This is a genomic window from Nocardioides candidus (genome assembly GCF_041321175.1).
GTDB lineage: Bacteria > Actinomycetota > Actinomycetes > Propionibacteriales > Nocardioidaceae > Nocardioides.
The window spans coordinates 416,067-437,811 of sequence record NZ_JBGGWC010000003.1 but is presented as its reverse complement, the minus strand read 5'-3'; the positions used below and the strand labels follow the sequence as shown (position 1 = coordinate 437,811).

Annotated in this window: 27 protein-coding genes; 11 read left to right on the top strand and 16 right to left on the bottom strand. The window is 72.2% G+C overall.

The features are described from left to right. Positions 1 to 5: 5 nt before the first annotated feature. From ACAX67_RS16370 to ACAX67_RS16355, 4 genes are all read right to left on the bottom strand, one after another. Positions 6 to 302, bottom strand: coding sequence for a DUF4235 domain-containing protein (locus ACAX67_RS16370; protein ID WP_370704933.1), 297 nt, complete (start codon positions 300 to 302; stop codon positions 6 to 8). Then, positions 292 to 516, bottom strand: coding sequence for a DUF3618 domain-containing protein (locus ACAX67_RS16365; protein ID WP_370704932.1), 225 nt, complete (start codon positions 514 to 516; stop codon positions 292 to 294). Before ACAX67_RS16365 ends, ACAX67_RS16370 begins: the two co-directional genes overlap by 11 nt. After that, complete coding sequence (locus tag ACAX67_RS16360; protein ID WP_370704931.1) at positions 513 to 959, bottom strand: phage holin family protein; 447 nt, start codon at positions 957 to 959, stop codon at positions 513 to 515. The genes ACAX67_RS16365 and ACAX67_RS16360 overlap by 4 nt, the downstream gene beginning before the upstream one ends. A 67-nt stretch (positions 960 to 1,026) precedes the next feature. Continuing rightward, the gene (locus ACAX67_RS16355) at positions 1,027 to 1,425 is read right to left on the bottom strand and encodes a hypothetical protein (RefSeq protein ID WP_370704930.1); all 399 of its coding nucleotides are present in this window, start codon (positions 1,423 to 1,425) and stop codon (positions 1,027 to 1,029) included. 46 nt (positions 1,426 to 1,471) lie between these two features. On the opposite strand from ACAX67_RS16355, the gene ACAX67_RS16350 reads away from it, so the two are divergent. Together ACAX67_RS16350 and ACAX67_RS16345 are read left to right on the top strand one after the other, a co-directional pair. Then, a complete protein-coding gene (locus ACAX67_RS16350) occupies positions 1,472 to 1,813 on the top strand; it encodes a DUF1801 domain-containing protein (RefSeq protein WP_370704929.1) in 342 nt (113 codons plus the stop codon). Between the two features lie 13 nt (positions 1,814 to 1,826). Beyond that, positions 1,827 to 2,339, top strand: a complete 513-nt coding sequence (locus tag ACAX67_RS16345; RefSeq protein WP_370704928.1) for a VOC family protein — start codon at positions 1,827 to 1,829, stop codon at positions 2,337 to 2,339. Positions 2,340 to 2,354: 15 nt separating this feature from the next. Here ACAX67_RS16345 and ACAX67_RS16340 read toward each other — a convergent pair whose 3' ends face one another. Then, positions 2,355 to 3,116, bottom strand: a complete 762-nt coding sequence (locus ACAX67_RS16340) for an SDR family NAD(P)-dependent oxidoreductase (RefSeq protein WP_370704927.1) — start codon at positions 3,114 to 3,116, stop codon at positions 2,355 to 2,357. 105 nt (positions 3,117 to 3,221) lie between these two features. On the opposite strand from ACAX67_RS16340, the gene ACAX67_RS16335 reads away from it, so the two are divergent. Further along, the gene (locus ACAX67_RS16335; RefSeq protein WP_370704926.1) at positions 3,222 to 6,026 is read left to right on the top strand and encodes a type II toxin-antitoxin system Rv0910 family toxin; all 2,805 of its coding nucleotides are present in this window, start codon (positions 3,222 to 3,224) and stop codon (positions 6,024 to 6,026) included. A 27-nt stretch (positions 6,027 to 6,053) separates the two neighbouring features. After that, entirely contained in the window at positions 6,054 to 6,467 is a 414-nt protein-coding gene (locus ACAX67_RS16330) for a hypothetical protein (protein WP_370704925.1), read from the top strand. Here the strand turns inward: ACAX67_RS16330 and ACAX67_RS16325 are convergent. Then, positions 6,451 to 7,209 (bottom strand): M14 family zinc carboxypeptidase, encoded by a 759-nt coding sequence (locus tag ACAX67_RS16325; RefSeq protein ID WP_370704924.1) that lies wholly within the window; start codon positions 7,207 to 7,209, stop codon positions 6,451 to 6,453. The genes ACAX67_RS16330 and ACAX67_RS16325 overlap by 17 nt on opposite strands. Positions 7,210 to 7,234: 25 nt before the next feature. On the opposite strand from ACAX67_RS16325, the gene ACAX67_RS16320 reads away from it, so the two are divergent. Beyond that, positions 7,235 to 8,980 (top strand): DUF429 domain-containing protein, encoded by a 1,746-nt coding sequence (locus ACAX67_RS16320; protein WP_370704923.1) that lies wholly within the window; start codon positions 7,235 to 7,237, stop codon positions 8,978 to 8,980. Positions 8,981 to 8,990: 10 nt separating this feature from the next. On the opposite strand, the gene ACAX67_RS16315 is transcribed toward ACAX67_RS16320, so the two are convergent. Together ACAX67_RS16315 and ACAX67_RS16310 are read right to left on the bottom strand one after the other, a co-directional pair. Further along, positions 8,991 to 9,464, bottom strand: coding sequence for a hypothetical protein (locus ACAX67_RS16315; RefSeq protein ID WP_370704922.1), 474 nt, complete (start codon positions 9,462 to 9,464; stop codon positions 8,991 to 8,993). A 98-nt stretch (positions 9,465 to 9,562) separates the two neighbouring features. Next, complete coding sequence (locus tag ACAX67_RS16310; protein WP_370704921.1) at positions 9,563 to 9,823, bottom strand: hypothetical protein; 261 nt, start codon at positions 9,821 to 9,823, stop codon at positions 9,563 to 9,565. Positions 9,824 to 10,075: 252 nt separating this feature from the next. On the opposite strand from ACAX67_RS16310, the gene ACAX67_RS16305 reads away from it, so the two are divergent. The 3 genes from ACAX67_RS16305 to ACAX67_RS16295 are packed head-to-tail and all read left to right on the top strand — an operon-like array spanning position 10,076 to position 12,899. Continuing rightward, the gene (locus tag ACAX67_RS16305; protein ID WP_370705094.1) at positions 10,076 to 10,426 is read left to right on the top strand and encodes a YciI family protein; all 351 of its coding nucleotides are present in this window, start codon (positions 10,076 to 10,078) and stop codon (positions 10,424 to 10,426) included. 56 nt (positions 10,427 to 10,482) lie between these two features. Beyond that, entirely contained in the window at positions 10,483 to 11,760 is a 1,278-nt protein-coding gene (locus ACAX67_RS16300; RefSeq protein ID WP_370704920.1) for an RNA polymerase sigma factor, read from the top strand. A 20-nt stretch (positions 11,761 to 11,780) separates the two neighbouring features. Further along, positions 11,781 to 12,899 carry a carboxylate-amine ligase gene (locus ACAX67_RS16295; protein WP_370704919.1) on the top strand — a complete coding sequence of 373 codons (1,119 nt, stop codon included), beginning with the start codon at positions 11,781 to 11,783 and terminating at the stop codon, positions 12,897 to 12,899. Here the strand turns inward: ACAX67_RS16295 and ACAX67_RS16290 are convergent. The 3 genes from ACAX67_RS16290 to ACAX67_RS16280 are packed head-to-tail and all read right to left on the bottom strand — an operon-like array spanning position 12,896 to position 14,936. Continuing rightward, positions 12,896 to 13,291 (bottom strand): hypothetical protein, encoded by a 396-nt coding sequence (locus ACAX67_RS16290; protein WP_370704918.1) that lies wholly within the window; start codon positions 13,289 to 13,291, stop codon positions 12,896 to 12,898. The genes ACAX67_RS16295 and ACAX67_RS16290 overlap by 4 nt on opposite strands. Then, positions 13,288 to 14,667, bottom strand: a complete 1,380-nt coding sequence (locus ACAX67_RS16285; protein ID WP_370704917.1) for a DUF4331 domain-containing protein — start codon at positions 14,665 to 14,667, stop codon at positions 13,288 to 13,290. Before ACAX67_RS16285 ends, ACAX67_RS16290 begins: the two co-directional genes overlap by 4 nt. Next, positions 14,667 to 14,936 carry a twin-arginine translocation signal domain-containing protein gene (locus tag ACAX67_RS16280; protein ID WP_370704916.1) on the bottom strand — a complete coding sequence of 90 codons (270 nt, stop codon included), beginning with the start codon at positions 14,934 to 14,936 and terminating at the stop codon, positions 14,667 to 14,669. The genes ACAX67_RS16285 and ACAX67_RS16280 overlap by 1 nt, the downstream gene beginning before the upstream one ends. Positions 14,937 to 15,110: 174 nt before the next feature. Between ACAX67_RS16280 and ACAX67_RS16275 the strand changes: the two genes are divergently transcribed. After that, on the top strand, positions 15,111 to 16,550 hold the full coding sequence (locus tag ACAX67_RS16275; RefSeq protein ID WP_370704915.1) for a glyceraldehyde-3-phosphate dehydrogenase: 1,440 nt from the start codon (positions 15,111 to 15,113) through the stop codon (positions 16,548 to 16,550). Between the two features lie 88 nt (positions 16,551 to 16,638). Here ACAX67_RS16275 and ACAX67_RS16270 read toward each other — a convergent pair whose 3' ends face one another. Next, entirely contained in the window at positions 16,639 to 17,220 is a 582-nt protein-coding gene (locus tag ACAX67_RS16270; RefSeq protein ID WP_370704914.1) for a dihydrofolate reductase family protein, read from the bottom strand. A gap of 163 nt (positions 17,221 to 17,383) precedes the next feature. On the opposite strand from ACAX67_RS16270, the gene ACAX67_RS16265 reads away from it, so the two are divergent. After that, positions 17,384 to 17,794, top strand: coding sequence for a VanZ family protein (locus tag ACAX67_RS16265; protein WP_370704913.1), 411 nt, complete (start codon positions 17,384 to 17,386; stop codon positions 17,792 to 17,794). A 104-nt stretch (positions 17,795 to 17,898) separates the two neighbouring features. On the opposite strand, the gene ACAX67_RS16260 is transcribed toward ACAX67_RS16265, so the two are convergent. The 4 genes from ACAX67_RS16260 to ACAX67_RS16245 form a co-directional block, all read right to left on the bottom strand. After that, positions 17,899 to 18,354, bottom strand: coding sequence for a pyridoxamine 5'-phosphate oxidase family protein (locus ACAX67_RS16260; protein WP_370704912.1), 456 nt, complete (start codon positions 18,352 to 18,354; stop codon positions 17,899 to 17,901). Positions 18,355 to 18,358: 4 nt separating this feature from the next. Beyond that, positions 18,359 to 19,279 carry a universal stress protein gene (locus ACAX67_RS16255; RefSeq protein ID WP_370704911.1) on the bottom strand — a complete coding sequence of 307 codons (921 nt, stop codon included), beginning with the start codon at positions 19,277 to 19,279 and terminating at the stop codon, positions 18,359 to 18,361. Between the two features lie 118 nt (positions 19,280 to 19,397). Next, on the bottom strand, positions 19,398 to 20,348 hold the full coding sequence (locus tag ACAX67_RS16250) for an Acg family FMN-binding oxidoreductase (RefSeq protein WP_370704910.1): 951 nt from the start codon (positions 20,346 to 20,348) through the stop codon (positions 19,398 to 19,400). Then, the gene (locus ACAX67_RS16245; RefSeq protein ID WP_370704909.1) at positions 20,345 to 20,920 is read right to left on the bottom strand and encodes a CBS domain-containing protein; all 576 of its coding nucleotides are present in this window, start codon (positions 20,918 to 20,920) and stop codon (positions 20,345 to 20,347) included. The genes ACAX67_RS16250 and ACAX67_RS16245 overlap by 4 nt, the downstream gene beginning before the upstream one ends. Positions 20,921 to 21,072: 152 nt before the next feature. Here ACAX67_RS16245 and ACAX67_RS16240 point away from each other — a divergent pair, with 152 nt between their 5' ends. Beyond that, on the top strand, positions 21,073 to 21,744 hold the full coding sequence (locus ACAX67_RS16240; RefSeq protein WP_370704908.1) for a response regulator: 672 nt from the start codon (positions 21,073 to 21,075) through the stop codon (positions 21,742 to 21,744). Position 21,745 lies beyond the last annotated feature (1 nt).

Genomic DNA, 21,745 nt, shown 5'->3' with positions numbered 1-21,745 from the left:
CTCGCTCAGTCGCCCGGCCACTCGCCGGTCGCGCGCTGGAACGCGCGCGCGCCGCCGCGCTGGATCGCCGCCTTGACCGTGGCGAACACGGCGCCCTGTGCGGCGGCGGCCGCGAGGATCTGCGGCCAGGAGTACTCCGACTCGAGAGCCTTCGGGGCGTCGGGGCTGTTGGTGGGACTCGCCCGCTTCCACACCTGCTTGAACAGCTGGCCGGCGACGACGCCGCCGATGATGCTGCTGGTCAGGCCGACGGGGAGGTAGAGGATCTTGGCCGGTTTGCTGGCCGGTTGCTCAGCGGGCACGGCGCTTCCTCCGGACGAGGAGGCCGATGCCGGCGACGAGCACGACGACCGCGCCGATCGGCACCGCCGGCGGCGTCGCACGCACCTTCTCCTTGGCCCGCGTCTTCACGTCGAGCCGGTGGGTGAGCTCCTCGACCGTCTCGCCGACGGCGTGGCGCAGCTCCTCGATCTCGGCCTCCAGCTCGGCCCTGGTCTGTCCCTGCTCGGTGCTCATCGGTGTCGAGCCTCCTTCACCTCGGCGACGTCGGCCTTGACGTTCTCGATGGCGCGCTCCGGCACCGGCGGGCTGCCCTCGGCGACGTTCTTGCGGCCGTGGAGCGCGACCACCCCGGCGGCGGCGAAGAGCACGCCGGTCACGATCAGGGCGGCGGCCCACGCGGGCATGGCGAGGTCGAGCGCGAGCACGGCCGTGGCGACGAGGGTGCCGAAGCCGAACCAGGCGAGCACGCCCGCCGCTCCGAACAGTCCGGCGCCCAGGCCGACTGCCTTCGCCCGCTCGGTCACCTCGGTCTTCGCCAGGGCGATCTCGTCGCGGATCAGCTGGGTGCTCTCGGCCGAGAGCCGCGCCAGCAGCTGCGCGGTCGACGCCTCGGACAGGTCCTCGTGGACTGGGGTCGCTGTCGTCGTACTCGCGGGTGAGTGCACTGTGTCGGTCATCCGTCACCTCCGGGATCGGGGTCCGTAGGAGCAGTAACCCGATCCCCCGAGGGGATACCCGCGGGCCTCAGCCGGCCAGGACCACCCCGAGCACCAGGGCCGCGACCGCGGTGAGGCCCGTCAGTGCACCGAAGACGGCAAGCTGCGTCCGCGACCTCGCCCGGATGTGGGCGTACGCCGTCAGGCCGGATGCCGCGACCGCCACCAGCTTGAGCGTCAGCACCAGCCTGTAGCTCCCGGTCGCGTCGTCGGAGGTGACGGCGACGTTCCATGCGCCGGTGAGCACGAGCACGCCGAACGCGGGCCACGCGACCCGGTTGAACGCCCGCGCCGCCCGGCGGGGGAGGTCGGGGTCGCTGCTGCGCAGGACGGGCAGGAGCGCTGCCAGCGTCAGCTGCCCGCCGACCCAGATCGTCGCCGCGAGGACGTGCAGGCTCAGGCGCAGGGCCTCGGTGAAGTCAGCCACGGGCTGAACGTACCCGTAGGGGCGGGCGCCCTAGTACGGTCGGCCCATGGATGCTGACTGGCGAGCGGAGACCGTCGACAAGGTGCGTTCGCTCATCGTGAAGGCCGCCCCCGACGTCGAGGAGGAGGCGAAGTGGCGCAAGGCGTCGAACCCCGACGGCGTGCCGACGTTCAGCCTCGACGGGATGATCTGCACGATCGAGACCTACAAGGACAAGGTGAAGGTCACGATGGCCAAGGGCGCCTCGCTGCCCGACCCGACGGGCCTCTACAACTCCAGCCTCGACGGCGCCACGCGGCGCGCCATCGACATCTTCGAGGGCGAGGAGATCGACGACGACGCGTTCGTCGCCCTCATCCGCGCCGCCGTCGAGCACAACCGGTCGTGAGGACGGTGCGGCGATGAGCGAGCAGCGGCACAGCGACGACGAGCTCGCCGGCTTCGAGGCCGAGCGCGCGCGGCTGCGCGAGGAGCACCTGCGGCCGCCCGGTGAGCGACCCGCGTCGACGGCCCGCGGCGTGCACCACACCGCGCTGATCAGCAGCGACGTCGAGACGACCATCCGCTTCTACCAGGACCTCCTCGGCTTCCCGCTGACCGAGCTGATCGAGAACCGCGACTACCCCGGCTCCTCGCACTTCTTCTTCGACATCGGCAACCAGAACCTGCTGGCCTTCTTCGACTTCCCCGGTCTGGGGGTCGGGCCCTACGCCGAGGTGCTCGGCGGGCTGCACCACATGGCCATCTCCGTGGAGCCGGAGCGGTGGGACGCGATCGTCGCCCGCCTCACCGAGGCCGGTGTCGACCACGTCGTGCACAGCGAGGTCTCGGTCTACTTCCAGGACCCCGACGGCGCGCGGATCGAGCTCATCGCCGACCCGCTGGGGGAGATGTACGGCACGCAGGTGCTGTGACCGCTCGTCTGCCTGTCAGGTGATGGTGATGCCGCCGTCGACCGCGATGGTCTGACCGGTGATGTAGCCACCGGCGTCGGAGGCGAGGAAGACGACCGCGGCCGCCAGCTCGCGCGGGTCGCCCTTGCGGCCCATGGGGAGTCGGAGCGACATCGAGTCGAGGTAGCCCTCGGGGTACTGCTCCGTCATCTCGGAGGCGAAGAACCCCGGCGCGATCGCGTTCACCCGGATGCCCTTGCGGCCGGTCCACTGCTGGGCGAGGTCGCGGGTCAGGCCGATGAGTCCGGCCTTCGAGGCTGCGTACGCAGCCTGGGGGAGGCCCGCGGTGGTGATGCCCAGGATCGAGGAGATGTTGATGATGCTCGAGCCCGGCTGCATCACGCGGCCACAGGCCTGCGCCATCCAGTAGCAGCCGTTGAGGTTGACGTCGATCACCGAGCGGAACTGCTCCGGCGTCTCGCGGGTCGCCGGCACGGCGGTGCCGATGCCGGCGTTGTTGACGAGGATGTCGACCCGGCCGAGCTCCTCCATCGCTGCGGAGACGAGTGCGGTGCAGGCGTCCGGGTCGGCGACGTCGGTGGCGACCGAGACGCTGCGGCGGCCGGCCCCCTCGACGAGCGCGGCCGTGTCGGCGAGCCGGTCGACCCGGCGCGCGCCGAGCGCGACGTCGGCCCCCGCTTCCGCGAGCGCCTGCGCGAACGCGACACCGAGGCCCGAGGACGCACCGGTGACGACAGCGACCTTCCCGTCGAGGCGGAACATCTGATCGATCGACATGGCTGTGATCGTAGGCGTGCCGGCCCACCGGCCGGTGGCCGTCCACCCGCGGGACGTGACAAAACAAACAGTCACGCCGGACTGTTTCTTCGCTAGGGTGCCGCCATGACGCTGGATGACGAGCGGCCCGTGGCCGACGCAGTGGCCGGACACGATCGACAGGTCCGCGCGCAGGTGCTGGTCGCGGCGGAGCCGAGCCGGGTCCGCGACGTGCTCGGCGACCTCGGCCGGCTGCCGGCGTGGATGGAGATGCACGGCGGGTGGCGCGGCACGCCGCCGACCACCGCCGTCGAGGGGCTGGCCTTCGTCGAGCAGGTCAAGATCATGGGCATCCCGGCGGAGGTCGCCTGGACGGTGACCCGGGCGACCGACGACGAGCTCACGATCGCGGGCGAGGGCCCGATGGGCATCGAGCTGGTCCTCGCCTTCGGGTTGGAGGCGGGCGACGGCCGGACGCTGGTGACCCTCGACTGCGGGTTGAGCGGCGACCCGGTGCGCGGTCCCATGGGCGGTTCGGTGTCCTCGAGCGTCGGTGAGGCGCTCGACGGGTCGCTGGCGGCGCTGGAGCGCCTCGTCGCCTCCGAGGTCGAGGCCGGCCCGCGCGACGGCGGGACCGTCCTGCACCACGCGAGCGGCGCGCGGCTCGACCCGCGCACCCCCGTCATCGTCGGCGTCGGCCAGGTCGTCCAGCGCACGCCCGACCCCGCCAAGGACCCGGTCGCCCTCGCCGTGGAGGCGTTGCGCGCCGCGGGCGAGGACGCTGGCGCGCCCGACCTCCTCTCCGGCGCCGACGCGGTCTACGCCGTGGCCACCGCCTCGTGGACCTACCGCGACCAGGCCGCCCTCGTGGCCGAGCGGCTCGGCGCCGCGCCGCGGGAGACCGTGCAGTCCGCCCGCTTCGGCGGCGACGCCGGGCAGGCCCTCGTCAACGCGGCCGGCCAGGCGATCGCCGACGGCGACGTGTCGGTCGTGCTCGTCTGCGGAGCCGAGGCGGGCGCCACCCTCGCGGCCGCGCAGAAGCAGGGCGTCGAGGTCGCTTGGCCGCAGCAGGACGCCGACGTCGCGCCGACCCGCGTGCTCGGCAGCGAGCGCGAGGCCAACAACAAGGCCGAGGCCGACGCCGGGCTCGGTGCTCCGGTCTACACCTACGCCCTCATCGAGTCCGCGCTGCGTGCCCGTTCCGGCGCCTCGGTCGAGGAGCACCAGGCCCTCGTCACCGAGCTCTGGTCGCAGCTGTCGGGTGTCGCGGCGGACAACCCCTACGCCTGGCAGCCGACCGCGATGACGGCGGAGGAGCTGCGCGACACCGGCGAGCACAACCGGCCGGTCTCGTCGCCGTACTCCAAGCTGCTGTGCGCCAACCTCCAGGTCGACCTCGCGAGCGGGCTGGTCATGACCAGCGTCGAGGCGGCCGAGGCCGCCGGCGTACCCCAGGAGAAGTGGGTGTTCCTGCACGCGGGCGCGGCGGCGTACGACGAGTGGTTCGTCTCGGAGCGCGGCGACCTGACCGCGTCGCCGGCCATCCGGACCATCGGCAGGACGGCGCTCGCCGACGCAGGCCTGACGGTCGAGGAGATCGAGCACGTCGACCTCTACTCCTGCTTCCCCGCGGCCGTGCAGATCGCGGCGCGCGAGCTGGGCCTCCCTGTCGCCGACCCCGCGCGGCCGCTCTCGGTCACCGGAGGCCTGACGTTCGCCGGCGGGCCCGGCAACAACTACGGCGGCCATGCGGTGGCCACGCTGGTCCAGCGGCTCCGCGAGGACCCGGAGTCCTACGGCCTCGCGACCTCGCTCGGGTGGTACCTCACCAAGCACGCGATCGGCATCTACTCCGCCCGGCCGCCGGCCCACCGCTACCGGGCGCGCACGCCCGTGGTCGCGCCCGAGCCGACCCGGCCGGCGCTCGTCGGCCACGAGGGAGAGGGCATCGTCGAGGCCGCGACCGTCCAGTACGACCGCAGCGGACGGCCGGAGGCGGCGATCGTCAGCGTGGTCACGGCCGCCGGCGGCCGCGCGCTCGTGCGCACCACCGACGAGGCCGTCGCGGCCGAGCTCGCCGGTGCCGACCCGATCGGCTGGCGGTTGAGCGTCGCCGGCACCCAGGTCACCGTCGAGGACCGCGAGCGACACCCGGTGCCGCCCTGCCCCGAGCCGACCGTGCTCGTCGAGGACCGTGGGCGGGTCCGGGTGATCACCCTCAACCGGCCGAGCCGTCGCAACGCCATCGACCTGGCGACCGCACAGCTCCTGGAGCGGGTCGTCGACGCGTTCGAGGCCGACGACAGCGTGGGCGTCGCGGTGCTGACCGGCGCCGGCGGCACCTTCTGCGCAGGGATGGACCTCAAGGCCGCGGCGATGGGGGAGTTCGCCATCACCGAGCGCCGCGGTCCCCTCGGCATCGCGGGACTGCCGATCACCAAGCCGGTGATCGCGGCCGTGGAGGGCCACGCGCTGGCCGGCGGGTGCGAGCTCGCGCTGGTCTCCGACCTCATCGTCGCCTCGACGGACTCCCAGCTCGGCATCCCGGAGGTCAAGCGCGGGCTGGTCGCCGCCGCCGGCGGGGTGCTCCGGCTGAGCCAGCGGCTGCCGCGCAACGTCGCCGTCGAGCTCGCCCTCACCGGCGACCCGATGCCGGCGAGCCGGATGGCCGAGCTCGGTCTGGTCAACCGGCTCGCCGAGCCGGGCGCGGTGCTCGACGCCGCTGTGGAGCTGGCCGAGCGGATCGTCGTCAACGCGCCGATCTCGGTCGCGGTGAGCCGGGAGATCATCGAGCAGGCGCCGGGGTGGAGCCGCGAGGAGGAGTTCCAGCGCCAGCTCGACCTGGCCACCCGCGCGGTGCTGTCGGAGGACGCTGCCGAGGGTGTCGCCGCGTTCGCGGAGCACCGGGCGCCGGTCTGGAAGGGCCGCTGAGCGCGGACCGACCGCTAGGTTCGGGGTGTGCGCCGACTCGTCCTAGGGATGCTCGCCGTGGCGGTGGTCCTCGACATCGCCTACTGGACGCTGTGGTTCGCCGACCGTGACTCGATAGCGAGCGAGCACGGCCAGGCCTACTACGACTTCGAGAACGCCTTCCCGCTGGCCGACTTCTGGCTCGGCGTCGCCTGCCTGGCGGCTCTCGTCACGTTGCGACGCAGGCGGCCGGCCGCGCTGCTGTGGCTGATCTGCTCCGGGGCTGCCGCGCTCTACCTGGGCTGCATGGACCTGCTCTACGACCTCGAGCACGGGATCTTCGCGAAGGGGTTCGGCGGCGCGTTCGAGGCGGTGATCGTCGCGCTCACCTGGATCTTCGCGGTGACGGTGCTGTCGTGGTCGTGGCGGCACCGGGTGCAGCTGCTCAGCGGTGCCGCGTAGCGCCCCAGATCGAGAGCACCTGTCGCGGCGCGCTGACCACCATCCGATGGCGGGAGGGGTGCGCGCCGTACTCCGCCGTGAGCGCAGCGCCGGCGAAGTGGTGGTTGAACCAGCTCGTCATCGTGCCGTGGCACACGCCGCCGCAGCTCAGCGACGTGCGGGGCAGACGCAGGGCGCGGGCGACCTGACGGGAGAACCGCCTGCTCTTGGTGAGGGTGTCCACGCCGTTGAGCGGCTGGTGGAAGCTGATGATCCGGTGCGGCCGGATGCTGCGCAGGAAGCGGATCATCGCGCGGGTCTCCGGCTCGGACCGGGCGTGCGGGCCGGACTCGTAGGACCCGTCCAGGTCGGCCCAGTGGTAGGGGAAGTTGCGGTTGAGGTCGACGCCGCGGGCGTTCTTGCGGGTGTGGTGCGCCAGGCCGTCGGGGTTGTAGGTGGGCAGCACCCACAGGTCGATCCCGTGGATCGGCCGCCCGTCGCGCAGGCTCTGCAGGATCAGCCGGGGCCGCGGCTCGTCGCCGTGCATCGTCGCGACCAGCAGCACCTTGGTCGTCCCCGGCTCGCCGAGGTGCCAGGCGACGATCGGCCGGCCCTGGACGGAGTGACCGATGACCCGCTTGCCGATCACCGCCGGCCGGTCATCGGCCGCGACGTGGCTGGCGTGAGGGGCCGCAGTCACGGGTTCGGCGGTCACCAGGACCGCGCTGACGAGCAGGGTGGCGATGAGGATCCCGAGCCGCATGCCGCGACAGACTACGCTCGCGCGCGTGCACTACGTCGGAGTCGACCTCGCCTGGGGTGAGCGCAAGCCGACGGGCCTCGCCGTCGTCGACGACGGCGGTCACCTCCTGCACGTGTCCGCCGCGCGGTCCGACGACGAGATCGTCGAGACGCTGACGCCGTACGTCGAGGGCGACTGCCTGGTCGCCATCGACGCCCCGCTGATCGTGGTCAACGCCGAGGGCAACCGGCCGGCCGAGGCGGCGCTCAACAAGGACTTCGCGCGTTTCGACGCGGGCGCGCACCCGTCCAACACCGGGAAGCCCGAGTTCAGCGGGCAGCCGCGCGGCGCGCGGATCGCCGCCCGCCTCGGGCTCGACATGAACCCGCGCTCGGGCCGCTCGCGACGCGCCATCGAGGTCTACCCGCACCCTGCGACAGTCGCGCTCTTCCGGCTCGGGCGGACCCTGAAGTACAAGAACAAGCCCGGTCGCGACCTCGAGCTGCTGCGCGCCGAGCTGCTGGTGCTGCTCGGGCTGGTGGAGGGCCTCGGCGCGGCCGAGCCGCCGCTGCTCGTCGACGGGCACCCCGGCGGCGACGTGCGCACGTCTCCCTGGCAGGCGCTCCGTGCCGACGTGGAGACGGCGACGCGCAAGAGCCAGCTGCGGGTGGTCGAGGACCAGGTCGACGCGGTCGTCTGCGCCTACGTCGCGCTGTTCGCCGCGCGCGAGCCCGGCCGCACCACGACCTACGGCGACTTCGAGACCGGCTACATCGTGACCCCGACCCTGCCGCCCGACCACCGCCCGGCGCCGCGCGGCGCCAAGGGAGCGGTCGTCCACGACCCAGCGGCGGCGGTGCGTGACTACGGCCGCCTCCAGCCCACGCTGCAGGTCGCCACGGAGCAGTTCGTCGCCCTGGTCACCTCGATCCTCGACGAGGCCGGCATCAACTACCTGACGGTGACCGGCCGCGCGAAGTCCGTCGCCTCGTTCGCCGCCAAGGCGGCGCGCACGGTCGACGGACGGCCGGTCTACCCCGACCCGCTGCGCGACATCACCGACCAGATCGGGCTGCGGGTCATCACCTACGTGCACAGCGACGTGCAGGCCGTCGCGGACCTCCTCGACGACCAGGTGGTCGTCCTCGACGACCGCGACCTCGGCGAGGAGACGGCAGGAGAGGGCCGGTTCGGCTACGCCAGCCGTCACCTGCTCGTCGGCCACGAGCAGCTGGAGGGGCGCCAGGCGCAGATCCAGATCCGCACGGTGCTGCAGCACGCCTGGGCCGAGTTCGAGCACGACATCCGCTACAAGGGGTCGATCCCGGCGGAGCACGTGCCCGACTTCGACCGTCGCTTCACCCTTGCCGCCGGTCTGCTCGAGGTCGCCGACCGGGAGTTCTCCACGATCCGCGACCGGTTGCGCGAGGGCGTCGCCGAGTCGGCGCCGCTCGCGCCCGACGACGACCCGCGCCTGACGCCGCGCGAGCTGGCCGCGTTCCTCGCGGGCCAGTACGCCGACTCCGACTGGTCCCGCACCGACCACTACGCGTGGATCTCCGGGCTGGTCCTCGAGCTCGGCATCGGTTCGCTGGCCGAGCTCGGCGACGTCGTACGGGCTGTCGACGGTGAGGCCCTGCGGGCCGCCATGGACTACCGCTACCCGCCCGGCGCCGTACGTCGTCTCGACGACGCCCTGCTCTGGGCGTACGGCGACCGCTACGTCGACCTCACCGGCAACGCCCACCGCGCGCCGGCGCTGCGGGCACGGCTGGCGAAGATGCGGGCCTGAGCGGGATCGCTCAGGGGTGCCCGGTGATCGGGTCGAGCACGCAGTCGAGGACCGCAGGGAGGTCGGTGCACGACGGCGCCGGGTCGGTCGGTGGGCTGCTGGGCGGCGGCGTGCTCGGCGGGTTGCTCGGCGTGTGCGAGGGCGTGTGCGTCGGCTGCGACGGCGAACCGGGGTCGGTGCTGTCGGGGGCGCTCGGGGTGTCCGACGGGAGGTCGACGACGTCGACCGCGGAGTCGGTCGGGAGGTCCGAGACGTCCGACGGACCGGCGTCGCGCGTGCGCCGGTGCTGCGGACGCACCGGGTCGCCGGCGTGGTGGACGCGGTGGTGCTGGAAGTGGTGCGTGGTCTCGCGCTCGACCTTGGGTGGCGACTTCTTCGCGTCCTCGCCGCTCGACGCGAGGCTCCAGCCCCAGGCGCCGACCACGACCGCGACGACCACGATGGTGACGCCGCGGCTCAGCCACGTCTTCCATCTCTTCACCATGCGCGCTCCGATGTCAGGTACCGACCGCAGCACCGTATCGCTGCCGAGTGATCAACTGCCCGGACACCCCCGCGTCACGCCTCGCGGCGCGCGCCGGGTCAGGCGTTGGCGGTGAGGGCGCTGACGACCTTCTTCTGCACGTCGAGCGCGAGGTCGAGCAGCTCGTTGGCCGTCGCGGTCACCTGGTCCATGACGTCGCTCGGCGCGGGGACGAGGTCGGCGACCCTCTCGAGTCCCGGAGCCTTGTCGCGGACGGCGCCGCGCGCGGCGTCGTAGAAGGAGTCGGCGGCGCCGACCGCCTTGGCGAGGATGTCCTGGCCCTTGCTGGTCAGGCCGTTGAGGTCGGGAACGTCGGGCATAGCTGCTCCTGGGGGTACGGGGTGTACTGGTCAAGGGCACCACCCCCGACCCCTCCGCCTCAAGTGGGCGGGGGCGTGTGTCCCCTCACACCCGGTCCGCATCGGCACCTCCGGGAGGCCGCCGAAAATACTTCCGGGATCGATGTCGAAGGCGGAGGATGCCCTTCGACGTACGGGTGAATCGGCCACCGAGCAGCGGTCGGCCCTGAGGATGAGGAGCGAGCAATGCCGCGTTTCATGGGTTTCGTGAGGATGGAAGAGGGTGGCGGCATGCCGCCGCAGGCGCTGTTCGACGCGATGGACACCTACATCGGTGAGCAGGCGCAGCAGGGCCACTTCCTCGACGGCGGTGGCCTCTACGGCACCGAGGACGCCGTCAACTTCGTGGTCCGCAAGGGCGAGACCACCCGCGTCGACGGCCCCTACGCCGAGGCCAAGGAGGTCGTCGGCGGCTGGGCGCTGCTGCAGTACGACACCCTCGAGGAGGCGGTCGCAGGGCAGCAGGAGTTCGCCGAGCTGCACGCGAAGTACTGGCCCGAGTGCCAGATGGTCGCCACGCTCCGCCAGATCTCCGACGAGGCGCCGCAGCCCGCCGACGCCTGAGGCGTACGACGTCGGCGACCGTGCGGCCGGCCGGAGGTCACTCCTAGGCTGGCCGCATGGTCCCTACGGCGCCCACGACCGCGGACGCGATCACCGCCACCTGGCGGGCGGAGTCCGCGCGGCTCGTCGGCGCCCTGACGCGGATGACCCGCGACCTCGACCTGGCCGAGGACCTGGCCCAGGACGCGCTCGTGAGCGCGCTCGAGCAGTGGCCCGCGCACGGCATCCCGGCCAACCCGGCGGCCTGGCTGATGACCACCGCGAAGCGCCGCGCCATCGACGGCTTCCGGCGCGCCGACAACCTGCGCCACAAGACCGAGGAGATCGGTCGCGGCCTGAGCGAGGAGGACGGCATGCCCGATCTCTCCTCGCAGGTGGACTTCATCGAGGACGACGTCCTCCGGCTGATCTTCCTGTCCTGCCACCCCCAGCTGAGCGCCGAGTCGCGGGCCGCGCTGACGCTGCGCCTGGTCGGCGGCCTGACGACGGCGGAGATCGCGCGCGGCTTCCTCGCCGCCGAGTCGGCGATGGGGCAGCGGATCTCCCGCGCGAAGAAGACGCTGAGCGAGGCGCGGGCCGAGTTCGAGCTGCCCGTCGGCGCGGAGCGGGAGGCGCGGCTCGACGACGTGATGGCCGTCGTCTACCTGATCTTCAACGAGGGCTACACCGCGACCGCGGGCGACGACTGGATGCGCCCCGAGCTGACCAACGAGGCGATCCGGCTCGCGCGGATGCTGGCCGAGCTGATGCCCGACGAGCCCGAGGTGCACGGCCTGCAGGCGCTCCTCGAGCTGCAGGCGTCGCGAGGAGCCGCCCGGGTCGGCGCCGACGGCCGCGCGGTGCTCCTCGACGACCAGGACCGCAGCCTGTGGGACGAGCTGCTGATCCGTCGGGGGCTGGTCGCCCTCGACCGTGCCGAGCAGCTGGCCCGGCGAGGCCTGCCCGTCGGGCGCTACTACCTCCAGGCCGCCATCGCCTCCCGGCACGCGCGGGCGGCGACGGCGGAGGAGACCGACTGGGCCACGATCGCGCGGTTGTACGACGTACTCGCCGAGGCCGCTCCGGGCCCGGTCGTGGAGGTCAACCGCGCCGTGGCCCACGGCCGTGCGTCGGGGCCGGCCGCCGGCCTCGCGGTCCTCGACGCGCTCCCCGAGGGTGCGCTCGCCGGCTCGCACCTGCTCCCGAGCGTGCGCGGCGACCTCCTCGCCAGGGGCGGCCGGCCCGCCGAGGCCGCCCTCTCCTTCCGGGAGGCGGCTGCGCTCACCCGCAACGAGAGCGAGCAGGCGCTCCTCCTCGGCCGGGCCGAGGACTGCGAGAGGGCATCCTCGGGCTGAATCGCGGGTACCGCCGCTCCGTGACCACCCCTGGCCAGCACCCTGCGCCCATCCCCGACTGGCCTGCCGGGAGCGAGTTCACGCTGGGTGTCGAGGACGAGCTGCTCCTCGTCGACGAGGAGAACCACCTCCTCGGGGCGTCCGCGGCGCCACTGCTGGCCCGGCTCCGCGCGCAGGCACCTGCCGACGGGGTGGTCAAGGGCGAGATCTTCGCCGACGAGGTCGAGCTCGAGACGCCGGTCTGCGCCGATGCCGAGGAGGTGGCGCGGTCGCTGGGCGGGCTGCGCGGGTCGCTGGTCGAGCAGGGCGCGCGGCTCATGGCGGCCGGCGTCCACCCGGCGGCCGACATCGGGACCGCGGCGCTCACCCGGTCGCCGCGCTACGACCTCCTCGCGGCGGAGTTCGGAGGTCTGCTGCGGACGCCGACGGCCGGCTTCCAGGTGCACGTCGGTGTGCCCGACGCTGCGAGCGCAGTGCTGGCGTTCCGGGGTCTCCGCAACCGGTTGGCTCTCTTCCGGGCGCTGGCCGCCGGGTCGCCGTACTGGCACGGCCGGGACTCCGGGCTCGCGTGCGTCCGGCCGGCGATCCTGAGGTCCTATCCGCGCACCACGATGCCGCCGGTGCTGCGCAGCTGGGACGACTACCTCGACAAGGTCGGCCGGGCGATCTCGGCGTCGGAGGTGCCGGACTACACGTACGTGTGCTGGGAGCTGCGTCCGCAACCCCGGCTCGGGACGATCGAGGTGCGCGTCATGGATGCGCAGCACTCGCTGGCGACCGTCGCCGGACTGGCCGCGCTGGTGCAGGGCGTCGCCCGCTGCGCGGTCGAGGACCCCGACCCCGACGACCTCCCGGAGGAGTACCTGCTCGACAACGACTTCCGGGCCTGCCGCCACGGTCTCGACGCGATGGTGCTCGACAGCGACGGGTGCCGGCGACCGTTGCGCGAGGTCGCGGCGACCGCGGTCGCCGGTGCGCGCCGCGTGCTCGGCCCGGACGGGCTCGCGGGGAGCCTCGACGTCGTCGACGACCTGCTGACGCGGACGCCGGAGCCCACCCGCCAGCGCCACCTGTGCGAGGGGCGCGGGATGGCCGCACTCCTCGCCGACCTCGCGGCGCGCACCATGGGCAGGGGCTAACCCGCCCAGGCGGTGGTCGTCACCTGCGCGCCGACCACCTCGACCTCCATCCGCACCTCGTGCTCGCCCTTGGCGAAGAGCCGGTAGCGCCCCTCGCGCAGCTCCGGGAAGACGAGGGACGCGACCGAGCCGGTGAGGACCGGACGGGACACCACCGCGACGTGTGCGCGGTGATGACCCCCGTGGTCGTGGCCGTGGTCGTGGTCGTGGCCGTGCCCGTGGCTGTGCTCGTGACCGTGGTGGCCGTCGACGGGCTCGATCTCGATCTCCGTGCCGAGCAGGTGCTCCGGCATCGTCACCACCAGCGCCCCGACGTCCCCGCCGATGTCGAGCAGGACTGCACCCTGCCCGGCGTACCGGTTCTCGGCCTCCGCCTGCGTCGCGGTGCTCATGACGCCTTCGTCGTGCCGGGCTCGGTCTGGTAGCCGCCTCCCGGCAGTCCGAGGTAGGGGAAGTGATTGAGGAGCTTGGCGTTGGTGTTGGACGTGCCGTCCTGGATGGCGCTCGTCGCACCGTCCGGGGTGAACGACGGGTCGACGAGCGGGATCGTCAGGCCCGCGATCGCCCGCAGCTCGATCGTCACGACGTCGTCGTCGATGCGGCGCCCGTTGGGGAAGCCGGCCGCGTCCCCGGCGACGAGTCCCAGGTCGTTGGGTGACTCCGACGGAGGGATCGCCACGTTGAGCCGCAGCATGTCCGCCGGGGTGTCGCCCGTGTAGTTCTGGAAGCCGGGCACCACGCCGGTCGGGATGCCCGTGAGCAGGATCGCGTGCAGGTCCGCCCGGGGCTTGTCGTAGGCCTTCAGGTTCGGGAACACCCCGGGGTAGAGGACCGGCAGCAGCCCGGCGAGCTCGGGGTGGTTGACGTACTGCTCGTACGCCGCGTCGCCGGCCGGCGGCTCCACGTTCCACTTGTCCTTCGAGGCCATCGGCACGACGACCTCGTTGAAGAGCGGGTTGCCCAGCCGGGAGACCTGCTGCCAGGGCCCGACGCCGACGTACGTGCCCGAGGCGGCGTCGAAGACGCGTGACTTGCGGCGGCTCGCCGTCGCCCACACGCCGATGACGGACTTCTTCAGCATCGGGTCGTGCGGTCGCGACCCGTCCCGGGTGAGCTGGTCGATCGGCACCTGGATCGCGATCGTGTGCACGTTGTAGGACTGGACGGCGTTGCGGCCGTTCATCTCCGGCATCGAGATGAGGTGGGCCTCGTTGAACGGACGCAGCGCACCGAGGTCGAAAATGCTGCCGAGGTCGACGTGGAAGGCGTCGGCACGCTGGCCGGCGAACACCTTCTTCCCGCCCGGCAGGTTGACCTTCGCCTGGCGGGCGACGGCGGCGTAGTCGGGCAGGCTGCGCGGCCCGACGTTGACCGGCGGGCAGGGCAGGTTCTTGCCGAGCACCCGCTTCTCGCCGTCCCGCACCTCGGTGACGGAGTAGTACTGCGGCCGGTTCCACGTCGTGTCCGCGATGTCGGAGATCGGCCCGGTGTTGTAGAGGAACGTGTTGGGGTTGCGCACCTCGGTGTGGAAGCGGAACTGGTAGGTGAGGTCCGCTGCGGGCCGCCGGTCGTTGTTGACGTGGATCTCGTACAGCACGTCGTCGCCGAACTCGTAGAAGTTCGGCCCTCCGTCCGGCTTCTGCAGCGGGATGAAGTTGGCGATGAGGGTGACCGTGTCGGGTCGGTCGGGGCTGACGAAGGCGTAGACGTCGGTGCCGTCGGCCACGGGGTCCTTGGAGATCTCGGGTGCTTCGCGGTGGGACGACATCACTTGCCTCCCGTCGCCGAGAGGAGCCGCGCCACCAGGTCGCGATCGCGCACGGTGACCTCGCGGTCGCCGGACATCAGCACGAGCTGGTCGGAGGCCGGGTCCTCGATCCAGGCGACGACGGGCTCCTTGCCGTGCGTCGACGGGCCCCGCTTCGACGGGCTGGAGGCGTCCGCCGACGTGATGGTCAACCCCACGGTCCCTGCTGCGACGCCGCCCGCTCCCGCTGCTGCCGCAGCCAGGAACTTGCGCCTGCTCGTGTCGTTCATCCGAACCTCCCTGTTCCGGGCGCGGCTCGTGTGACGCGCCTCACAGCGTCTTCGGAGCCGCTCGGCGAACGGATGGGTAGTGCTCGATTTCACGTCCGCGGCGTTGGTGGCCGAGCGCGCGAGGGGTGGTTGGATCTTCCTGCGATCCCGCCCGTTGCTAGCAGGAGAAGTTGCGTGACGACCTACGAAGAGACCCTCGCCGAGTGGAACGAGCGGGAGGCGGTCGCCGAGGCAGCGATCCCCCTGATCGGGGCCCTCCACCGCGAGAAGAACGTGACGGTCCTGCTGCACAGCCGGTCCCTGGTCAACAAGGACGCGGTCCGCATCATCAAGACCCACCGGTTCGCCCGGCGGGTGAGCGGGGAGGAGCTGTCGGTCCAGGACACCTTCGCCTTCCTCCAGGCGGTCAGCGACCTGGACATCGGGTCGGTGAAGATCGACCTGGCGCGCCTGCACGCCGCCTACGCCGCCGACGCCCGCGGCCTGAGCATCGCCGACTTCGTCGCCGAGGCGCTCGACGACATCGCGGGGGACAACAAGCCCGCGGGAGCCGAGCCGCGGGACGTCGTGCTCTACGGCTTCGGCCGGATCGGCCGGCTGGTCACCCGGCTCCTCGTCGAGAAGACCGGCGCGGGCAGCGGCCTGCGGCTGCGAGCCGTCGTCGTCCGCGGCGGGGGAGAGGGCGACCTCGCCAAGCGGGCCTCGCTGCTGCGGCGCGACTCGGTCCACGGCCAGTTCAACGGCACCATCCAGATCGACGAGGCCAACAACGTCATCGTCGCCAACGGCACTGCGATCCAGGTGATCTACGCGGGCTCGCCCGACGAGATCGACTACACGTCGTACGGCATCGACGACGCGATCCTGGTGGACAACACCGGCGTCTGGCGCGACCGCGAGGGCCTGGAGCGGCACCTGCGGCCCGGCATCGCGAAGGTGCTGCTGACCGCGCCGGGCAAGGGCGACATCCCCAACATCGTGCACGGGGTCAACCACCTGGGCGTCGACCCCGACGAGCGGGTGCTGTCGTGCGCATCGTGCACGACCAACGCGATCGTCCCGACCATCAAGGCGATGGACGACGAGTTCGGGCTGGTGCGCGCGCACGTCGAGACGGTGCACTCCTACACCAACGACCAGAACCTGCTCGACAACTACCACAAGGCCGACCGGCGCGGCCGGTCCGCGCCGATCAACATGGTGCTCACCGCCACCGGCGCGTCGTCGGCGGTGAAGAAGGTGCTCCCCGACCTCGAGGCGTCGATCTCCGGCAACTCGATCCGGGTGCCCACGCCCGACGTCTCGATGGCGATCCTCAGCCTGCAGCTGAAGAAGGCGACCGACCGCGCCGAGGTGCTCGATCACCTGCGGCGGACCTCGCTCGAGGGCCCGCTCAGCCGCTGCCTCGACTTCACCACGGCCAACGATGCGGTCTCGAGCGACTTCGTCGGCTCGCGCGCGTCTTCGATCGTCGACGCCAACGCGGCTCTGGTCGACGGCGACCAGGCCATGCTCTACGTCTGGTACGACAACGAGTTCGGCTACTCCTGCCAGGTCGTGCGGGTCGTCCAGAGCATCTCGGGCGTGGAGTACCCCACCTACCCGCTGGCGTAGCTCCGGCTGCGGGTCGCCGTACGCACTGGCCGACCTGGCGTCGTCGATGAAGGTCGTCGACCCGCGCTTCTGGCGCGGCCCGCGCCGGCTACGCGTGCGCCGCGGAGCTGGTGGGCGGCCGGTCCAGCACGGTCGGCACGAACTCCATCAGCTGGAGGCGGCCGTCGAAGGTGCGGTGGTCGATGGTCTCGAGGGCGATGTCGGGCCAGCCCGTGTAGAAGTGCTCGCGGCCCGACGCACCCGTGACGACAGGGAAGACGACGACCCGGAACCGGTCCACGAGGTTCGCCGCGACGAGCGCCCGGCACAGGCTGAGGCTGCCGATGGTGCGCAGGGGAGTCTCGCCGTCCTGCTTCATGGCCCGCACCGCCTCGACCGCGTCACCGCGCACGAGCCTGGTGTTGGCCCAGGCGAGCGGTTCGTCCAGCGTGGAGGAGAACACGACCTTGTCGAGGGCGGTGAGATCGCTCAGGTCCTCCTCGCCCGACTCCACGAACCCCGTGAACAGGCGGTACGTCGTCGCACCCATCAGCGTCGTGCGCGCTCGGGCTCCGTCCTCTGCGAGCCACGCGAAGTAGTCGGGCCCGCCCAGGCCCCACAGGCCCGGCCAGCCCTCCGCCGACGAGAACCCGTCGAGCGACGTGATGACGTCGACCATGAGCTCGGCCATGTGCTCCTCCTCCGTCGTCGTCCTCCGACCCTGCCTCGCCGAGGGCCGGGCCGCAACCGACGGGTGCCGCCGCGGAGAGGTCGACCGGAAGCGGTACCGAGGGACCGCTGATCGGTACCCGAGGCCGAGCTGGGTCGGCCGGCCGCTGCCTAGCGTCGAAGGCATGCGCTGGACCGCCGCTGCTCTTCTCGCCCTCTACTCGTTCTTCGTCGCCCGGCTGACGCTCGCCGAGCCGGCTGCCGGCCGCCCGGTCTTCGACCTGGCCGACTACTGGGCCACCCACCTCTCGAGCGGGAGGATGGACTGGAGCGAGACCGAGGTGCTCGCCAACGTCGCGTTGTTCGTGCCCGCAGGCCTGCTGCTCGCCGTCGTGCTCGGGCGTCCGCTGCTGGCGGCTGCCCTGTGCGTCCTCGCGTCGGCCTGCATCGAGCTCGCCCAGCAGCGTTGGTTCCCGACCAGGGTGCCCTCGGTCGCCGACGTCGAGCACAACGCCCTGGGCGCCGTCATCGGCGCCGGGCTGGCTGGCCTCCTGCCACGCCGTCGCCCCATCGGCCGGCCCGGTACGTGGCCTTGAGCTCCGGCCGCGGCCCGCGGACGTAGATCAGCGCCCCGACCAGTGCCCGGAGCCAGAAGCCCACGATGGCGACCGCGACCACGATGCCGCCGGGGGTGGACCCCTCAGCCACCTGTCCTCGTGCCGGACCTCAGCACCGGCATCTCTGCCGCAGGGCTCCACCCGTGGCCCAGCCGGCGCCCGGTGAGCGTGATCCACCGCAGCCTGAGCCACGACTCCTCCTCGCGTGTGACCCAGTGCGGCGGTCTCGGTGATCGCTGCTCGTCATCGGTCAGGTCGTCGGCGCACAGTCGCTCGCCCACGCCGCGCGCGACCACGGACCAGCCGTGCCACCGTTCGTAGTTGACGTCGTCGACCTCGAACACGAGGTGGGCGCCGCCGGCGTACCGGTCGAGGAGGGTCCCGGGCGCGGTGCGCACGAGCACCGCGTCGCCGGCGACGGTGTAGTTCACGGGGACGATCTCGGGCCCGGTCGGCCGGCTGAGCACCATCCGACCGAAGACGCCGGCGCGGAGCAGCATCGCGCAGTCGTCGTACGACAGCTCGTGGACGTGGGACACGGCGTCATCCTCGGCCGCGGCGGGCCCGGGACAACGAGCCCGCCGCGGCCTCGGGGACCACGGCGACGTTCGTGTGGGTCCGCTCCAGGACGGCGGTCGCGACGGCGCTCGACAGGTGGCGAGCGACGGAGTCCGTCGGGTGATGACCGAGGACGACCAGGCTGTGGCGGTCGGCGATCGCGGACACGGTGTCGGCAGGGATCCCGTGCGTGACCTGGACGCCGACCCGGACCTCGGGGTAGCGCTCGCCGAAGCCGGCGATGGTCTCGGCGACCCGCAGTCGCTGCCGCTCCAGCCCGGGCTCGTCACGGCGCGCGAGGTCGGCGCCGTCACCCACCGCCAGGTCGTCGAAGAACGAGTGCAGCACCGTGAGGGGCTGGTCGCGCAGGGAAGCCTGGCGGAACGCGAAGTCGAGGACGGGGAGGGACTCCGCGGTGCCGTCGGCTCCGACGAGGACCCCGTTCTTGACGCGGAGGTCGGTACCCGGCCGGCAGACGACGACAGGGCACCCGGCGTGCCTCGTGACGAAGGCGCTGACCGACCCCAGCACCTTGCTCCCGACCGGCCCGCGTCCGCGGGACCCGAGGACGAGGAGGTGGGCGTCCGAGGCGAGATCGATCAGCGCCGAGCGTGCCTCGACGGTTGCGGTCGAGGCCGCCACGGCGATCCCGGGGCGGTGGCGGGAGGCGAGGGCTGATGCCTCGTCGGCGATGTCCTGGGCGCTCGCGAGCAGCTCGTCCGGCGGATAGACGTAGGCGGGACCGGGCCAGCTGCCGACCATCGCAGGAGTCTGGCGTGCAGCCGTGAACACGACGAGGGGCCGTCGCTCGAGAGCCGCCTGCTCGGCGGCCCACTGGACGGCTCGACGGGCGTCGGCGGATCCGTCGGCGCCGACGACGATGCTTCCTGGCTGGATGTTGTTCATGCCCTCAGCCTGGGTCTCGCGGCGCGGCCCCGGTACGGTCCGAGTCCCCGGAACCGGCGGGACCTATGGCCCCTCGCGGACAGGGTGCTCGGCGCGAGCCTGACCGGCCGCCCGCTCGTCACCCGACGAGCACGTCCGCGAGCGGTCGCCTCGGGGTGCGAGGCAGCTCGCTGCGGCCGATCGCCTGCCAGCCGATGCGGACCAGGATGTGCGGTTGGAACGCGCCGCCGAGGACCGCGTCGCGCAGCTCGTCGCGCACCGAGGAGACCTCGATGGGAAGGCTCATGGGCACGGTCGACAGACCGTGCCTGGTCGCGTGCAGCCACAGGGCGCTGAGGGCCTCTCCCGTGCGGAGCCAGGCCATGGGGTCGTCGGAGACTGCGCCGAGCACGATCACCCCGTCGCCGCCGTCGAGCAGGGCGCGACCCTCGACGACCACGCCGGGGGCGAATCGCGCGGATGCCGGCCCCGGGTCGGCAGGCAGTACGGCGACGGGCACCCCGTCCGACCCGTGCCGGCCGACCCAGCGGCGCTGCTCGGCGGTCGGACCGGGATCGACGGCGCGCAGGAGGTGTGCGCGCTCGGAGAGGAGCTCGAGACGGAACCGGGTGCCGGGGTCGGTGACCGACAAGGCGTGCACCCCGTGCGGTCGCGCTTGCGCCGACAGCTCGTCCAGGAGCTCGCCGGGCACGGGCCACGACGTGAATCTCCGCCGGTCGGTGCACCGCTCACGGAGGAGTGCGATGTCCTCGGCAGCGGTGTCGGAACGCTGGCCGGGGGAGAGCAGGACCTCGGCAAGCAGGCTGCTCTCGACGCCCTGGGGGAGTCGGACGACCTCTGCCGCCAGACCGAGAGCCCGCGCTGCGACACGGAGGTGGTCGAGGGCGGCGCCGCAGCTGATCACCAGGTTGCGACCGAGCGGGTCCTCCTCCTGCAGCAGGCGGTCGTCGTCGCCGTACAGCAGCACCCGGTCATCCTTCGTCCGCCAGGCCCACGGCTGGGTGTTGTGCACGCTGGGCGCCAGGCACGCCAGCTCGATCAACCTGTGCAGCACGGGTCGCGGGATCACGAGACCCGGACCTCGAGGACACCGGGGACGGTCCGCGCGAGGAGCGGCGCGATGGCTCGCTCGGAGACGTCGGCGGGTCCGGTGAGGTCGACGATCCCGCTGCTCACCTCGACCAGCCAACCGGCGAGGCCGCAGGACGTCAGGAAGGCGTCGACCTCCCTCTGGAGGCTCTCGTCGCTGCGCGCCAGGGTCCGCACCACATCGCGGCGGCTGATCATCCCCACGACGTGCTGGTCGCGATCGACGACGGGGAGGCTCTTGATCGTCGTCGAGGTCATGAGCCCGACCGCCGTCGCCACGTCGTCCTCGGGCCGGATGGTGACCGCATGGGGAGACATCACCTCGGCGACGACCTCCGGGAGGCCGAAGGGATCCCTGACAGGGGGGAGGAGGCGCTTCATCCGTGGATCCGCCGGCACCAGCTCGCGGATCAGGTCGGCCTCACTCACCATGCCGACGATCACGCCGTCGTCGTCGACGACGGGCAACGACGTGACACCGTTGTCGTCCAGAAGCCTCAGAGCGGCCTTCAACGTGGCATCCGGGCTGACCGTGACCGGACTCGCGGTCATCACTTCTCCGACCAACATCGCTTCGCACCTCAATCTTGTCGCGTGGTGCGAGCCTGGCCGGGATCCTGCGGCCACCCCAGGGGCAAAGGTCCTTGTCGTGGAAGGCCTTTGATCTGCTGTTGCGCGACCGCGGGGGGTCTAGCGTTGCTGCCATGAGCGATGCGCCCACCCCCTCACCGGCGACGATCCGGATCTTCCTGCTCGACGACCACGAGGTGGTGCGGCGGGGCATCCGTGAGCTCCTGGAGAGCGAGCCCGGTTTCGAGGTGGTCGGGGAGTCCGGTCTGGCCGACGAGGCGAGGAGGCGGATCCCGGCGCTGCGGCCCGACGTCGCGATCCTCGACGGGCGCTTGCCCGACGGGTCCGGCATCGACGTATGCCGCGACATCCGATCGCAGGACCCGTCCATCGCAGCGCTGATCCTCACGTCGTACGACGACGACGACGCGCTCTTCTCCGCGATCATGGCCGGCGCGGCCGGTTACGTCCTCAAGCAGGTCCGGGGCAACGACCTCGTGGACATGGTGCGCCGAGTGGCAGCGGGCCAGTCGACGTTGGATCCGTCCGTGACTGCACAGGTGCTGGAGCGGTTGCGCAACGGCCCGCCGGTGGACAAGGAGATCCAGGCGCTCACCGAGCAGGAGCAGCGCATCCTCGAGCTGATCGGGAGGGGCATGACCAACCGGGAGATCGCCGGCGAGCTGTTCCTGGCCGAGAAGACCGTGAAGAACTACGTGTCCTCGCTGCTGGCGAAGCTCGGGCTGTCGAGCCGCACGCAGGCGGCGATCTTCGCGGTGAAGCACGAGCGGCCCTCCGGCGCCTGAG